Below are 14187 nucleotides of genomic sequence, written 5' to 3'. Positions count from 1 at the left end.
GACGGGGGTATGGGGGCGTTGCGGAATGACTGGCGGTTGCGTTGGTCATGACGGGATGCTCGGGGTGGAAAAGTACTTGGGATGGTCCAAGAGGAGCATCCGGCAGCTCCATGTAAGGGCCGGGCGGAATTTATCCCGACCTTGTCGGGAGTCCGGCGTTTTCGCGTTTCAGGTTCCTGGCAATTGATTCAAATTCCTACTGCGATTCAATCGAGAGAAAGTCAAAGTCAAAATCCCCACATGCAAAATCGAGGGGGCACCCGACCTATTACGCCATGACTCTTCCCTCTTCAAACTTTCCCAGGCCACTTCCGGGCCGCGTGAAAGACCCGCAGGATTTCCACCGCGTCCCCGCGAACCCGGTACGGAATAATGTACGGCGTATCGGCGACCACCAACTCTCGCGTCCCCGCAACTCGCCCCGCCCGGCCCATCGCTGGATTCTCCTTGAGAAGATCCACGGCGCGCAAAATCCTCTGCACCACACGCCCCGCTGCGGCAGGATTATCTTCCGCAATGTATTCCGCTTCCAGATTGGCCAGTGCTGTCCGCAGCCATCTAACGCGCACGCCGAGCCCACTTCTTCGCTACGCGCTTTACTTCGCTCTCGCTTGCAAACTCCCCGCGCTCCGCTTCCGCCAACCCCTTGTGAATCTCCTCAATCTGCCAGCTGTTGAGGGCCACATAGTCGCGGATCGCTTCCGCCGCCAGAAACGACCGCGATCGCCGCATCGCCACCGCGAGCTTGTCCAGCTTGCCCCGCAACCCCCCGTCCAGCCGCAGCGTAAGGATTTTCTCTCCCGCCATCGAACCCTCCTGACTACATCTGCATACATTGTATTCATTTTGGCGGCGCTTGGGAATCCCTCCCCTATCTTTTTCCGGGAGGTCCCTCCTTCGACGAAGTACGCCCCCGCGCCTCGGTCGCTCATTTTCCACAGGCCATTCGAATTCTAACTCATTATGCAATTGACATCCAAGTTATGCATCTGTTAACATGCGTCGTGAGTCTCACCCCCTGCTCCCGCCCTGCCCCTACAGGCGTCGCGCGACATCTCGCTCTGCTATCCTCGCCACAGCCTCTCCGCCCCCTTTCCCTTCAAGCTTCTAACTCGAAGCAGATCTATCTCCTTTCTTTTCATGCTATTCCGCACTCTTTGCAACAACGGCGCACACCTATACCTTTTCTTTTCAATACTTTCCGCACTCTTTTCATCACAACGGGGGGTGTAGGGGTAGGAGGGGATCAAAATTCCTCTTCCGTACTAAAACCATTAGCGCCCCAAGTCTGTCCCGGCGCACTAGGCGTATGCCATCGGCCACACACTTGTTTACCGCCTACTGCCTGCTGTTTACTGTCCCCTGCTTACTGCCTAGCGCGTCCAGGCGCCGCCCCAATGGGCGTAGGCGGCCACGATCGCGCCGATCACCGCGGCCAGGAAGATGCTGTGGCGCAGGACGAAGCGGAAGAGGCGCGCTTCGTCCTCATGCCGCAAGCGCGTCGCGGCCGCGGCCACCGCGATGCTCTGCAGGCTGATCATCTTGCCCATCACCCCGCCGCTGGAATTCGAGGCGGCCATCAGCACCGGCCCGAGCCCCAGTTGATGCGCGGTCACCACCTGCAGGTTCCCGAAGAGCGCGTTTGCGGAAGTGTCCGAACCGGTGAGAAACACGCCCAGCCAGCCGAGCAGCGCGCTGAAAAACGGAAAGAGCCGCCCGGTGGCCACGAACGCCAGCCCCAGCGTAGCCGTGGCGCCCGCATAATTCATCACGAAGGCCAGCGCCAGCACCGCCGCGATGGTCAGCTCCGCGAAGAACAGGCTCCTGGCCGTCCCGGTGAAGACTTCCGCAATCTGCCCGGGCCGCAGCCGCAGAAAGAGCAGCGCGGCCAGCACCGCCGCCAGAAGACACGCGGTCCCCGGCGCCGCGAGCCACTGCCAGGCATAGATGGCCGCGTACGGCGAAGGATGGGCCGCGACCGGGGGCATGCGCAGCACGCGATTGTGCAGCCCCGGCCAGGCGAAGACGATGCTCCAGGCGTTGAGCTTCGTTTTCACCGCATCCAGCCCCCACAGCAGGACGAAGACGACCAGCAGCGCATAGGGCGCCCAGGCCCGCGCGACCTCCCGCGCCGCGCGGCGCGGCGGAGCGGCCTCCGCCGCCGCATCGCCCTCCAGGCGGAACGTGTCCGCCGGATGCCAGACGCGCAGCAGCACCACCAGCGCCGCCATCGCCGCCAGCGAGCTGAGAATGTCGGTCAGTTGCGCGCCCACGTAATTGGAAACCGCAAACTGCGTCGCGGCAAAGGTCACCCCGCAGACCGCCGCCGCCGGCCACACCCCGCGCAGCGCCTTCCGCCCGCCCATCACCAGAATCAGGTAGGCCGGGAGAATCAGCGAAACCGGCGCGCATATGCGGCCCACGGCCGCGCTCAGGCGGTCCAGCGGCAAACCCGTGGTGGCCGCCAGCGTCAGCACCGGCGTGCCGATCGAGCCGAAAGCCACCGGCGCGGTATTGGCCAACAGGCACAGCGCCGCCGCGTAAAACGGCGAGAAACCCAGGCCCACCAGCATGGCCCCCGCCACCGCCACCGGGGTCCCGAACCCCGCCGCGCCCTCGATAAAGGCCCCGAAGGCAAAGGCGATCAGCAGCGCCTGCAAGCGGCGGTCGCGCGCCAGCCCGCCCACGGAATCTTTCAGGAATTCGAACTGTCCCGCGGCATCCGTCAGGCGGAAAAGCAGAATCGCGGTGAACACCACCCAGCCAATCGGGAAAAGGCCGAAGGCCGCGCCATACGCCGTGGCGCTGAGCATCGCGCCCGGCGGCATGTGATAGACGCCCACCGCAAGCGCCGCGGCGCTCGCCAGGCCCGCCAGCGCGGCGATCCACGCCGGCTTGCGCCGCAGCCCGAGGAGATAGAGCACAACGAAGATGGGAATGGCCGCAACCAGCGCGGAAAGCCAAAGACTGTGCGCAACGGGGGTGTAGTTCTGCTCCCACATAGGCGACGCGACCTCCCCACTCCGGTCTTCCGGCCCAACTGCCACGCCGGCGCGCTGTTCGATCGCGCGGCCTTTGTATGCGCGACCGCGAAGCGGTCAACTATTATGCCGGGCGCTGGCGCCGCTGCGCGCGCTGCCGCTCCGCCGCCCAGTCCAGGAAACTCCCCAGCTGCACCCGGTAGCGCCACAGGATGCGGAAGAATTTCCGCGCATCCAGGTCCGCTGCTTCCGGCCCCAGAAACGTTTCCAGCCGCCAGCGCAGGTACGGGCTCCGCCACGGCCGCAGCCGGTAGCCGCGCGCCGCCGTCCAGTAGAATCGCAGCCCTTTCAGCATGCTCCGCTCAGCTCCACCGCCGCTTCAGGAGGCCGCCGCCGAGATGTGCTCATGTACAATCAGCCATTTCCCGCCGTGCAGTTCCCAGATCAGCGTGTCGCGGAAATCCGATTCCGTTTTCTTGCCGTCTTTCGCGATTTCGGTGTAGTGCATCGAGACGGTGGTCCAGGCCACGCCGCCGCGCCGCGTCACCCGCAAGTCCCTCCCGGCCGTCAGGGTGCCGCTCGCGAGCTTGTCGAAGAATTCCTTCTTCACGCCGTCGTGATATTCCTGCCAGCCGCGATACTGGAACGGGGTGACGTCGTAAAAGACCAGTTTCGGATCCTTGGCGTAGAAGACGCCCGGCTTGTCGGCGTCGCCCGTGCTCCACGCCGCGCACAGATCGTCCACCAGCTTGCGGAAGGTGGCTTGGTTCGTGGCCTTCTGCTGTGCCTGCGCCAGAGCAATCGTCAGCGAGCCCGCGAGAACGGCGCCGAGAATGATCAGAATCCAGTGATAGCGCGGCGGACGTGCGGTCAAAGTCGTGTTTGCCTGCATGGGTCTTCTCCCGGCGATTTGCAACCGCCGCTTGTGGCTGCCGCGCGGCAAAACGCGACTTCCGGTGCCGCTACCCTAGTGGCATTCGCACCGATTTGCAAGGCGCCGGGCGGCGCAGGCCTTCTCACGCCGCGGAGCGCCGCACCCAGATGCGCGTGGTGGCGGGTTTGCCCAGGTGGATGGTGTGGCCGGCGGCGCGCAGGGTCATGGTTTCGTCATATTCGCGCTTGCGCACCACGACGCGCGTCGCGGGCCGCAACTGCAGCCCTTCGAGAAACTCCAGAAACCTGGCGTCCTTCTCATACACGCAGAGAATCTCCGCCTGCTCCCCGGCCTGCAGATCGGCCAGCAGCACGGCGCCCTGTTTCCGCAGTTTGGCCACGCCGCCCCGCAGCGGGACCCCGTGCGGGCAGGCGCTGCGCTTGCCGTAGCGCTTCAGCAGCAGCGCTTCCACTTCCGGCGAGATGGCGTGCTCGAGGCGCTCGGCTTCGTCATGCGCGCGCGCCCAGGAAAGTCCGATCACGTCGGTCAGCAGCATCTCCGCAAGCTGGTGACGCAGCGCCAGCCGCCCGGCCACTTGCCGCCCCTTGCGCGTCAGATCGATGCGCCCGCTGCGCTCGACGCGCAGGTAACCGTCGCGGGTCATGCGCTTGAGCGCCGCGGTCACCGCCGGCGGCGTCACGCGCAGCTCTTCCGCCAGCCGCGCGCTGATCGGCGTCTGGTCTTCCTCGAGCATCTCCCAGATCGCCTTCAGATAATCTTCCTGCGATACGCTGGTTTTTTCGCGGCGCAATCCGTGCCTCTGCCGTGCAGGGTGTCAGCCCTGCGGCGTTTCCCGCTCGCGTCTCAATTTTTCCGCGAGCTCCGCAATTCGGCGCTCGATCTCGCCGAAGATTCTCTGATACTGGGCAGCATCCGCGCCATAGGGATCTTCCACCCGCCAGTCCTCAACCTTTTCCCAGGAAAGAAACGCCTTCTCCCGCGCTCGCCCGCTCATGTTGATCACCAGGTCGGCGGCGTCCCACAGCGCCGGAGCGATCACCTTGGAGTCCAGCCCCTGCGTGGAGTAGCCATTCGCCTCCAGCGTGCTCTTGGTCATCCAGCCCACGGCCCCGAACGGCGAGAGCCCCGCGCTCGTGGCCTCGATAATGTCGGCGGCGTCCTGCCGGGCGATGGCCTCAGCCATCGGACTGCGGCAGGAGTTGCCGATGCAGATGAACAGCACTTTCACCCGGGAGTTTGCGCCAGCGGCCATGGAAAGTCCCTGCGCATCCGACTATAGCGAATTTGACGTTTCTTGGGTATGCGCGGCAAGAGGACTGTTGAGCGCTGCGCATGCCGCGGGTACGGCAAGCGGGCCCTTGCTTACTGGTTTGCGGCGGTGGTTTCGGCCGGTTCGCGCGACGCGGCCAGCTGCAGGAAAAGTTCGTGCACGGCGGTGTCGGCGGTGAGTTCGGGATGGAAGGTAGCGGCCAGGATGCGCCCCTGCCGCACGAGCACGGGTTTCCCCGCATATTCGGCGAGTACCTCGACCCGCGGGCCGGCGCGCTCGATGACCGGGCCGCGGATGAAGACCATTTCCAGCGGCCCGCTCTTGCCCTTGCACGTGCCGCGGACTACGGCGCTGGCGATCTGCCGCCCGTAAGCATTGCGCAACACCGTGGCGTCCAGCAGGCCCAGCGAACCCTGCGCAGGATTCTTCACCTCGCGCGCCAGCAGGATGGTCCCCGCGCAAGTGCCGAACAGCGCGCCGCCCTCCGCCGCAAAGCGCCGAATGCGTTCCGCGAGCCCCTCTTCTTCCAGGAACTGCAGCTGCGTGGTGCTCTCCCCGCCCGGCAGGATCAGGCCGTCGCAGCCAGAGAGATCCGTCGGCGTGCGCACCAGCACGGTGGCCACGCCCAGGCGCCGGAGCACCGCTGCGTGCGCCTCGAAGTCTCCCTGCACCGCCAGAATCCCAATCTTCATGGTCGGAAAACTCTCCCGGTTCTCTCTTTCGTACGGAAGGTGTAAAAGTCCAAGAGTGCAAAAGTCAGAAAAAGGCCAGCAACTCTGGACGACCCTGCCCACACTTGCACTCTTGCACTTTTTAACTTCTTTACTACCAACCCCGCGTCTGCAGCAGGTCTTTCTCGTCGATCTGCCGGATGTCCAGCCCCGGCATGGCCTCGCCCAGCTCCTCGTGCGCTTCCAGGATGGCCTTCGCATCCTCGAAGTGCGTCGTGGCCTTGACTACAGCCTTGGCGCGCACTTCCGGATCGCTGGACTTGAAAATGCCCGAGCCGACGAAGACGGCCTCCGCGCCGAGCCGCCGCACCAGCGCCGCATCCGCGGGCGTGGCAATGCCGCCGGCCGAGAAATTGGGCACCGGCAGCTTGCCGGTTTTGGCCACCTGGCGGATCAGATCGAGCGGCGCGCCGAGTTCCTTCGCTTCCTTCATCAGTTCGTCGTCGCGCAGCGTCGTGAGCTTGCGCATCTGGCTGACGATGGTGCGCATGTGCCGCACCGCCTCGACCACGTTGCCCGAGCCCGCTTCGCCCTTGGTGCGGATCATGGCCGCGCCTTCCGCGATGCGCCGCAGCGCCTCGCCCAGGTTGCGCGCCCCGCACACGAACGGAATCCGGAAATCGTGCTTCCAGATGTGGTTCTCTTCGTCCGCGGGCGTCAGCACTTCGCTCTCGTCGATGAAATCCACTTCCAGCGCCTGCAGCACTTCCGCTTCGGCCAGATGCCCGATGCGCACCTTGGCCATCACCGGAATCGTCACCGTGGCCATGATCTCACGGATCACCTTCACCGAGGCCATGCGCGCCACGCCGCCTTCCTTGCGGATATCCGAAGGCACGCGTTCCAGCGCCATCACCGCGCAGGCCCCGGCCTTTTCCGCGATCTCCGCCTGTTTGGCGTTGGTGACGTCCATGATCACCCCGCCCTTGAGCATCTCGGCCAGGCCCACCTTCACCCGCCAGTCGTTTCCATTTCCGCTTGCACCCTGTGCCGTCATGACTGCGCTCCTCTCTTCTTGTCAAATCCAAATTCGCCCATCTTCACTTCGCTGCTGCATCCCAGCTCCGCCAGCGCGGCATCCCGCGGCGCGATGGCCACGAAGCGCCCCCGCCCCCGCGCCAGCACCCCGCCGGCGGCGTTGCGGATCTCCCCGCGGTGATGCAGGTTTCTTCCCTTGGTTTCGTCCTGCCAGCCTTCCACCACAATCTCCTCGTTCACCGGCACCGGCTTCAGAAACTCGATCTGCAGCTCCGCCGTCACCGCCCGCGCGTTGCTGAACTTGCAGACCTTGCCCATGACCTCGTCCAGCAGCAGCGCGATAATTCCGCCGTGGGCCATCCCTCCCCCGCCCTGGTAGCGCGGGCCCAGCGTGAACCGCCCCTGAATTCTGCGCCGCTCGCCATCCTCTTCGAACGTCAGCTGCATGCCGGCTTCGTTTCCCCCGCCGCAGCCAAAGCAGTGATTCGTCGCTTTCGGTTCCAGCCGCACCAAATCGCCCACGTGTTCCTCGCTTCCCGTTGCTTCTCTTGCCGGCGCCCGCGCGCGCCTCAACGCCTCACACCAGCGCTACGCGGCTGCGCTCCGCCCGGCGCACCCCGCGCTGCCGCTTGCGCATTTCGATGCGCAGCATCTCCGCCAGCGTCTGCACGCCGCGCACGATGCGCTTTTCGTCCAGCCCGGCAAAGCCCAGGCGCAGCGTATTCGGCTGCGGCGCCTGCACATAGAAATAGCGCCCCGGCGCGAAGAGCACTCCGCGCTCCTTCACGTGGATGAGCAGTTCGCTGGCGTCGAACCCCGGCGGCAGCTCCAGCCAGAAGCACATCCCGCCTTCCGGACGCGCCCAGCGCACCCCCTCCGGCATCTGCTTGCGCAGCGCCTCATCCAGCGCCGCCAGCCGCGAGGCGTACACTTTGCGCATGCGCGAAAGGTGTTTGGCAAACAGCCCGCGCCGCAGAAACTCCGCCAGGGTGGCCTGCGCCAGCTGGTCGGTGTGCAGGTCGGTAGTCTGCTTCACCAGCCGCAGCCGCTCGATGGCCGCCGCCGGCGCCACCATCCACCCCACCCGCAACCCCGGAAAAGCCACCTTGGCAAAGCTGTCAATGTGCAGCACCAGGTTGCCGCGGTCCAGCTGCTTCAGCGAGGGAATGCGCTCTTCGTGGGCATGCAGCCGGGCATAGACGTGATCTTCGACGATGGGCACCTGATGCCGCGCCGCCAGCTCCAGCACCTTGCGCCGCGAAGCCAGCGGCATGGACGTCCCCGTGGGGTTCTGGAAGTCCGGCGTCAGCACCATGAGCTTCACGCGGTTGGCCGCCAGCGTGGCCTCCAGCGCTTCCACGTCCAGGCCCAGCGCGCTGCCCGGCTCCGCCTGCGTGCGCACCGGCACGCTCAGGCAGCGCGTCCGCGCCCCATTGAAAATTGCCAGCGCCCCAGGATACGTCGGATTTTCGAGAATCACCGTATCGCCCGGGCGCACGAAGGCTTTGCAGATCAGATCCAGCGACTGCTGGCAGCCGTCGGTGATCAGCAGGTTTTCATCCTTGGCCGCCAGTCCTTCTTCCCGCAGCAGCTCCAACAGCTGCTCTTTGAGCGGCGGGTAGCCGTCCGACGGGCCCAGGTTCAAAATGTCGGTGGCCTCGCGGCGCAGCACCGTGTTGACGCAGGTCTGCAGCTCCTCGACCGGGAAATACTCCTCCGCAGGACGCGCCATCACAAACGAAATTGAATTTTCCGGAGCGGCCGCCGTCAGCCGCGCCAGGGCCTCTTCCCCGCGCTCGTCCGCGAAGAGCAGTTCCCAGCGAATGCCCCCCGCGCCATTGAGCACCGGAGGCGCCGGGGGAGTGATCTTCAGCCCCGTTCCCTTGCCGCGGATGAACGTGCCGCGGCCGACGTGCCCCTGGATCAGCCCTTCGGCCTCCAGTTCGGCATAGGCGTTGGCGACCGTGGTGCGGTGCACGCCGAGTTGGATAGCCAGTTCGCGGCTGGCCGGGATGCGATCGCCGGGGCGCAGGTCCCCGGCATGCACCAGCGCGCGCAGCTGGTCGCGCAGTTGCACATAGAGGGGGACGTGACTTTCGGGTTGCAGTTGTAGCGGCAGCATTGTCTCTCCCTTGCTGCCAATTCTACACGATATTGGCGGGCGGCAAGAGCCAATTTGTCTCTGCCCCGGCAGCCCTCAGCGCCCGCCGTTATTTCGCAGTTTGAAGCGCTGGATCTTGCCCGTGGGCGTTTTCGGAAGCTCGCGGACGAAGCGCACCTCGCGCGGCACCTTGTACGGCACCAGGCGGGCCTTCACGTGCTCGCGGATCTCCGCGGCCAGATCGCCCCGCTCCGGCGCTCCCCCGCGCAACACCACGTAAGCCAGCGCATAGGTCAGCCCCTGCGCGCTCGCCGCGGCCACCACCGCGGCCTCGGCGACCTGCGGGTGCCCCAGCAGCGCGTTCTCCACCTCCATCGGCGAAACCCACATCCCCGCGACCTTCAGCATGTCGTCGGCGCGCCCGCAGTAGTGGTAGTACCCATCGCTGTCGCGCAGGAACTTGTCTCCCGTAACCACCCACTTCTCTTGCGCCGCTCCGCTCTGGAGCCGCGCATGCCCCGCGGGAACAAACGCCGCGTCGCGCTTGGTCCGCGCCGTCAGCTCGGGAATCCGCCAGTACTCCGCGAACGCGCTGTCTCCGCGGACCCACAGGTTCCCAAGCTCCCCGTCGGGCACCGCCTCGCCCGCATCGTCCACGATGCGCGCTTCGCAGCCCGGCACCGGAACCCCGCAGCTCCCGGCCCTGGCCTGCCCCGGCCGGCTGGAGAGGAACACGTGCAGCATCTCCGTCGAGCCGATGCCGTCGAGGATTTCCAGCTGGAAGCGCCGCCGAAAACGCTCGAAGATTTCCGCCGGGAGGGTCTCCCCCGCGGAAACCGCCAGGCGCACGGAAGAAAAATCAATCTTGCTGCGCCCACCCTCGGCCTCCCGCAGGATGGCCGCGTACAACGTGGGCACGGCAAAAAACACCGTGGGGCGGCGCCGCCGCACCAGTTCCAGCACCGTCCCCACCTGCGTGCGTTCCGGATTCAGCAGCGTTTGCGCCCCCGCGGATAGGGGGAAATACATGCCATTGCCCAGGCCGTAAGCGAAAAACAGCTTGGAGACCGAGAACAGGATGTCCTCCTCGCGCAGCCCGAGCACGCCCTGACCGTAGTTGCGGCTGGTGGCCAGCATGTCCTTATGTTGATGGACGGCAGCCTTGGGGGTACCGCCGCTCCCCGAGGTGTACAGGAAAAACGCGGTATCGAATGGCGTGGTCTCCGCCGGCGCCAGGCGCTCGCTCGCTCCGTGCAGCCACTCCCGCCACTGCAGGCAGCGTACCCCGCCCGTCTCTGCGCGCTCGGCCCCCACAAGTACGATGGGCATCTGCGGGCGCTCGGCGGAAGCCGGCAGGAACTCCGCCACCGCGCATCCGTGCACCAGGGCCACGCGCGGCTCGGCATCACAGACGTAATGTGCATAATCGGCCGGCCGCGCGAAAGAATTCACCGGCACCGGCACCGCCCCGATCTTGGCCGCGCCGAAAAAGGCGGCGATGAATTCCGCGGAATCGGGAAGAACCAGCAGGACGCGGTCCCCGCGCTGCACCCCCAGCTCCAGCAGCGCATTGCCCACGCGGTTGGCCAGCGCCGCCAGCTCGCCGTAGGTCACCTGGCGCGGCTCGCCCACAATCGCGACGCGATGCGCATGCCGCGCCGCCGGCACATCCAGAAAATGCTCGGCCACATTAAACCGCTCGGGAAAGTCCATGAACTGCGCGCCTCTGACGAGCCCCTCGCGGGGGGCCTCACCAGGGGGCATTGTACTCTTCTCCCCGAAAGTCGCGCGCGGAGCAAAACTTCGACTTTTGCCGGCGCGAAGCGGGCAAACTCTTCGCGTGTCCCGAGAACTTGCGGAGCGTTATCTGGAAGGGTGCGATTCGCCGAGGCGCTTCAGACGGTCGCGCAACCGCCGCTGCAATTGCAGCGGCGTATTGGGATTGAAGGCCACCAGGTACCACAGCGGCTGGCTGGGATCCTTGCTCAGCCGGGTCAGCGTCTGGCCGTCGGCGTTGGGGTGCCGCGCCACGTTTTCGCGGATGGCTCCGTAGGGATGCCGCGCCAGCTTGCCCAGCGTCTTGGCATTGGCCCGCGGGTGCTCGCTGATCAGGCGCAGCAGGTAGTAATCGGTCTTCGGCGCCTGCTTGACCAGCTTCTCGAGCATCTCCGGCTTGGCCTCCGCGCTGAGCACCAGCGCGATCTTTTCATCCCAGGCGGTGTTGATGGCGTTCAGCTCGCGCGTCCGCGCATGAATCAATTCTTCCAGATTGCGGCGCTCGGCCTGCTGCCGCGCGATGGGCACGTCGCTGGCTTCGATGGAATCGAGAACGCGCAACAGATGCTGGCGCTCGCCGAATACGATCTGCGAGGTGCGCGGAATCGGCCCCCGCTCTTTTTCCGTGTGTTGGACCAAGTCGGAACGTCTCATGATTTGGCTGCTCCCGCAGCCAGCTGTGCGGCCGAGCTGGCGAATGCCTGCGTTTGAATTTCCATGCTGACCGGTGAACATTCTGCCCGCCCCCGGGGTGTCACACGTGGGCTCCGCGATGTATGTGACACTGCGAATTATGTTCCGCGCGCGCGGGGCGGTAAAGTTGCCTGCGGTTGCGGTGTGCTCAGAGGGGTACTTCCCTAGGGCGCGTCGCGAGAGGCGCTTCGGCCCCCTGCGGGCCCGGGAGTGCAGCGCGTTTCAGTCCCGCGGCGCTCGCTCCTGCAGGAAGGGATTCGATTCGCGCTCCGCACCGATGCTCGTCGCCATGCCGTGGCCGGGATACACCAGCGTCTCTTCGGGCAGAGCCAGCAGCTTGCCGCGCAGCGAGCGCATGATCGCTTCGAACGAGCCGCCCCACAGGTCCGTGCGCCCGATGCTCCCGGCAAACAGCGTGTCCCCGGCGAAAAGATGCGGCACGCGCAGCGGGGCCTTCCCCGCTCCGCGCGGCACATACAGGCACACGCTGCCCTGCGTGTGCCCCGGCGTATGCAGCACCTGCGCTTCGAACGGCCCCCAGCGCAGCGCGTCGCCTTCCTTCAGCAACTGGTGCACTTCGCTCAGCTCCGGCGGGCGCACCCCGATCCACGCGGCCTGCATGTCCATCGCGTGGTACAGCTCCAGGTCATCGCGGTGCATCATCACCGGCGCCCCGGTTACCTCGTGCAGCTTCTTCAGCCCGCCGACATGGTCGATGTGCGCGTGGGTGCTGACGATGGCTTTCACCCGCAGCTTGTGGCACTGGAGGATCTCCAGCACCTTCTCGACCTCGTCCCCGGGGTCCAGCACCAGGGCCTCGCGCGTCACCGGATCCCCGATGATCGAGCAGTTGCACTGCAGCCAGCCCACGGGCAGAACCTCGTGGATCAGCGCCCCGCCCGCTGCGTGTACCGTCGAAGGAGTTTCGCTCATCGCAAAAAGTATAACATCGGCCCCGCCGCGGCCACGCCCGCCGGGCCCCGGCGCGCAGAAGCCGTGCCCCTCTGCTAAGATGCCCCTGCGCGTTGCACCATGGATTCGCCCGCCACCAACCCGTTGATCGAGACCCCGCTCACCGCTTTGCACCGCGCTGCCGGCGCGGCCCTGGGCGTCTGGTTCGGCTGCGCTTTGCCCGACCACTTCGGCGACTGGCAGGCGGAATACCGCTTCGCCCGCGGCAGCGTCGCGCTGCTCGACAAGAACTACCGCGCGTATCTCTCCTTCACCGGCGCCGACCGCGTGCGCTTCCTGAACGCCGTGCTCACCAACAACATCCGCGACTTGCAGACCGGCCAGGGCAACGTCTCCCTGCTCCTCAATCCCCAGGGCCACATCCTCGCGGAGATCGAAATCTACGCCCTGCCCGAGCGCCTCCTGGCTCTCTCCTACGCCATGATCCGCGAACGCCTCCTGGCCACTTTCGAAAAATTCATCATCATGGACGACGTCACCCTCACCGATGACACCCAGGCCTACGGCACGCTGGCTCTGGAAGGACCCCTGGCCGCAGCCGTGGTAAAGGAATTGACGGCCGTGGACATCACCACGCTCCCCGAATTGGGACACCTGGAAATCCCATCCGGCAAGCCCGGCTTGCCCGGCCGCCTGCTGCGCCGCTCCCCGGGCGGGGTACCCGGCGCGGAATTTCTGGTGCCGCGCGCGCAGCTCCCCGAGTGGTGGCGCGTTCTGCAGCAGGCCGCCCGGGCGGCGGGCGGCGGCCCCGCCGGCTTTACCGCGCTGAACGCCCTGCGCCTCGAGCAAGGCGTCCCCTGGTTCGGTTACGACTTCGGCGAAAAACAGATTCCCCACGAAGCCGGCTTGCAGGAGAGCCACATCAGCTACGTCAAGGGCTGCTACACCGGCCAGGAGATCGTCGAACGCGTGCGCTCGCGCGGCCAGGTCCACCGCGTGCGCGCCGGATTGCGCTTTGCCGCAACAGCGCCGCCCGCCCCCGGCACCCCCTTGCTCGCCGGCGGCCAGGAAGCGGGCTTTGTCACCCGCGCCGCCTTTTCCCCCGCCGCGGGCGCCGTTATCGGCATGGGCTATCTGCGCCGCGAACAAGCCACGCCGGGAAACCAACTGGACTGCGCCGGGCAGCCAGCCCAGGTGATCGCCCTGCCCCTGGCCACCCTGCCGCGGCCCTGAACCCTGCTGCCGCAAAAACCACGCCGGGGCTTTTTCCCGGAACTGTGTTATTCTTCTTGGGCAGTCGCAAGAAGTCGGATGACCTCATTACCCAGGCTGCTGTTAAGGCCTGCCTCACCTGACTTTATCCGCTACTTCACTGGGGACGCGAAGCCATCAAGACCCGGGTCAGTGTTACGGCACCCGCCACCGGCGCTGCTGAGAAACAAGGAGATCGGAATGAAGAATCTGTTTGTAGGCAATATGAGTTTTCAGACCACGGAAAGCGAATTGCGCGCGCTGTTTGAGCCCTTCGGCCAGATCACTCGCGTGCACATCGCCATGGACCGCGAGACCGGGCGCGCCCGCGGCTTTGCCTTCGTGGAAATGAACAACGACGAGGAAGCGGCCAAGGCCATTGCCGCTCTCGACGGAAAAGAAGTCGGCGGGCGCAACCTGAAGGTCAACGAAGCGCGGCCCAAGGGCGAAGGCGGAGGACGCGGCCCGGGCGGCCCGCGGGGCGGCTTCGGCGGGGGCAAGGGCGGCGGCCGCGGCAACAACCGCTTCTCCAACGAAGACTATCGCGAATCGGCACGGCAGCCGCGCGAACCGCGCTGGTAACGCCCGTCTCTGGTTTG

At 66.0% G+C, this 14187-nt stretch carries 16 protein-coding genes; 2 read left to right on the top strand and 14 right to left on the bottom strand.

What is annotated here, in order from left to right; all coding sequences use genetic code 11:
* Window positions 1–290: 290 nt before the first annotated feature.
* The 14 genes from LAN61_08580 to LAN61_08515 all read right to left on the bottom strand — a co-directional run bounded on the left by LAN61_08580 (window position 291) and on the right by LAN61_08515 (window position 12316).
* Complete coding sequence (locus LAN61_08580; GenBank protein ID MBZ5540558.1) at window positions 291–569, bottom strand: type II toxin-antitoxin system RelE/ParE family toxin; 279 nt, start codon at window positions 567–569, stop codon at window positions 291–293.
* Complete coding sequence (locus LAN61_08575) at window positions 559–807, bottom strand: CopG family transcriptional regulator (protein ID MBZ5540557.1); 249 nt, start codon at window positions 805–807, stop codon at window positions 559–561. The genes LAN61_08580 and LAN61_08575 overlap by 11 nt, the downstream gene beginning before the upstream one ends.
* Before the next feature lie 566 nt (window positions 808–1373).
* Window positions 1374–3002, bottom strand: coding sequence for a lactate permease LctP family transporter (locus LAN61_08570; GenBank protein MBZ5540556.1), 1629 nt, complete (start codon window positions 3000–3002; stop codon window positions 1374–1376).
* A 103-nt stretch (window positions 3003–3105) separates the two neighbouring features.
* Window positions 3106–3336, bottom strand: a complete 231-nt coding sequence (locus LAN61_08565) for a hypothetical protein (protein MBZ5540555.1) — start codon at window positions 3334–3336, stop codon at window positions 3106–3108.
* A 24-nt stretch (window positions 3337–3360) separates the two neighbouring features.
* Window positions 3361–3873 (bottom strand): nuclear transport factor 2 family protein, encoded by a 513-nt coding sequence (locus LAN61_08560; GenBank protein MBZ5540554.1) that lies wholly within the window; start codon window positions 3871–3873, stop codon window positions 3361–3363.
* A gap of 124 nt (window positions 3874–3997) precedes the next feature.
* The gene (locus LAN61_08555) at window positions 3998–4666 is read right to left on the bottom strand and encodes a metal-dependent transcriptional regulator (GenBank protein ID MBZ5540553.1); all 669 of its coding nucleotides are present in this window, start codon (window positions 4664–4666) and stop codon (window positions 3998–4000) included.
* A gap of 24 nt (window positions 4667–4690) precedes the next feature.
* Window positions 4691–5128, bottom strand: coding sequence for a low molecular weight phosphatase family protein (locus LAN61_08550; GenBank protein ID MBZ5540552.1), 438 nt, complete (start codon window positions 5126–5128; stop codon window positions 4691–4693).
* A 110-nt stretch (window positions 5129–5238) separates the two neighbouring features.
* On the bottom strand, window positions 5239–5838 hold the full coding sequence (gene pdxT / locus LAN61_08545; GenBank protein MBZ5540551.1) for a pyridoxal 5'-phosphate synthase glutaminase subunit PdxT: 600 nt from the start codon (window positions 5836–5838) through the stop codon (window positions 5239–5241).
* A gap of 133 nt (window positions 5839–5971) precedes the next feature.
* Window positions 5972–6874 carry a pyridoxal 5'-phosphate synthase lyase subunit PdxS gene (gene pdxS / locus LAN61_08540; protein MBZ5540550.1) on the bottom strand — a complete coding sequence of 301 codons (903 nt, stop codon included), beginning with the start codon at window positions 6872–6874 and terminating at the stop codon, window positions 5972–5974.
* Entirely contained in the window at window positions 6871–7377 is a 507-nt protein-coding gene (locus LAN61_08535; GenBank protein ID MBZ5540549.1) for a PaaI family thioesterase, read from the bottom strand. Before LAN61_08535 ends, pdxS begins: the two co-directional genes overlap by 4 nt.
* Before the next feature lie 55 nt (window positions 7378–7432).
* A complete protein-coding gene (locus LAN61_08530; protein ID MBZ5540548.1) occupies window positions 7433–8977 on the bottom strand; it encodes a PLP-dependent aminotransferase family protein in 1545 nt (514 codons plus the stop codon).
* 75 nt (window positions 8978–9052) lie between these two features.
* Window positions 9053–10669 (bottom strand): benzoate-CoA ligase family protein, encoded by a 1617-nt coding sequence (locus tag LAN61_08525; protein ID MBZ5540547.1) that lies wholly within the window; start codon window positions 10667–10669, stop codon window positions 9053–9055.
* A gap of 150 nt (window positions 10670–10819) precedes the next feature.
* Window positions 10820–11386, bottom strand: coding sequence for a hypothetical protein (locus LAN61_08520; GenBank protein MBZ5540546.1), 567 nt, complete (start codon window positions 11384–11386; stop codon window positions 10820–10822).
* A 261-nt stretch (window positions 11387–11647) separates the two neighbouring features.
* A complete protein-coding gene (locus LAN61_08515) occupies window positions 11648–12316 on the bottom strand; it encodes an MBL fold metallo-hydrolase (GenBank protein MBZ5540545.1) in 669 nt (222 codons plus the stop codon).
* A gap of 141 nt (window positions 12317–12457) precedes the next feature.
* Between LAN61_08515 and LAN61_08510 the strand changes: the two genes are divergently transcribed.
* Both LAN61_08510 and LAN61_08505 read left to right on the top strand, forming a co-directional pair.
* A complete protein-coding gene (locus LAN61_08510; GenBank protein MBZ5540544.1) occupies window positions 12458–13570 on the top strand; it encodes a hypothetical protein in 1113 nt (370 codons plus the stop codon).
* Window positions 13571–13789: 219 nt separating this feature from the next.
* Window positions 13790–14170 carry an RNA-binding protein gene (locus LAN61_08505; GenBank protein MBZ5540543.1) on the top strand — a complete coding sequence of 127 codons (381 nt, stop codon included), beginning with the start codon at window positions 13790–13792 and terminating at the stop codon, window positions 14168–14170.
* The last annotated feature ends 17 nt before the right edge of the window (window positions 14171–14187 follow it).

The organism is Terriglobia bacterium (genome assembly GCA_020072785.1).
GTDB lineage: Bacteria > Acidobacteriota > Terriglobia > Acidiferrales > UBA7541 > Acidiferrum.
Note: the sequence above shows the minus strand (reverse complement) of the source record. Positions and strands in the feature narration are given on the sequence as shown.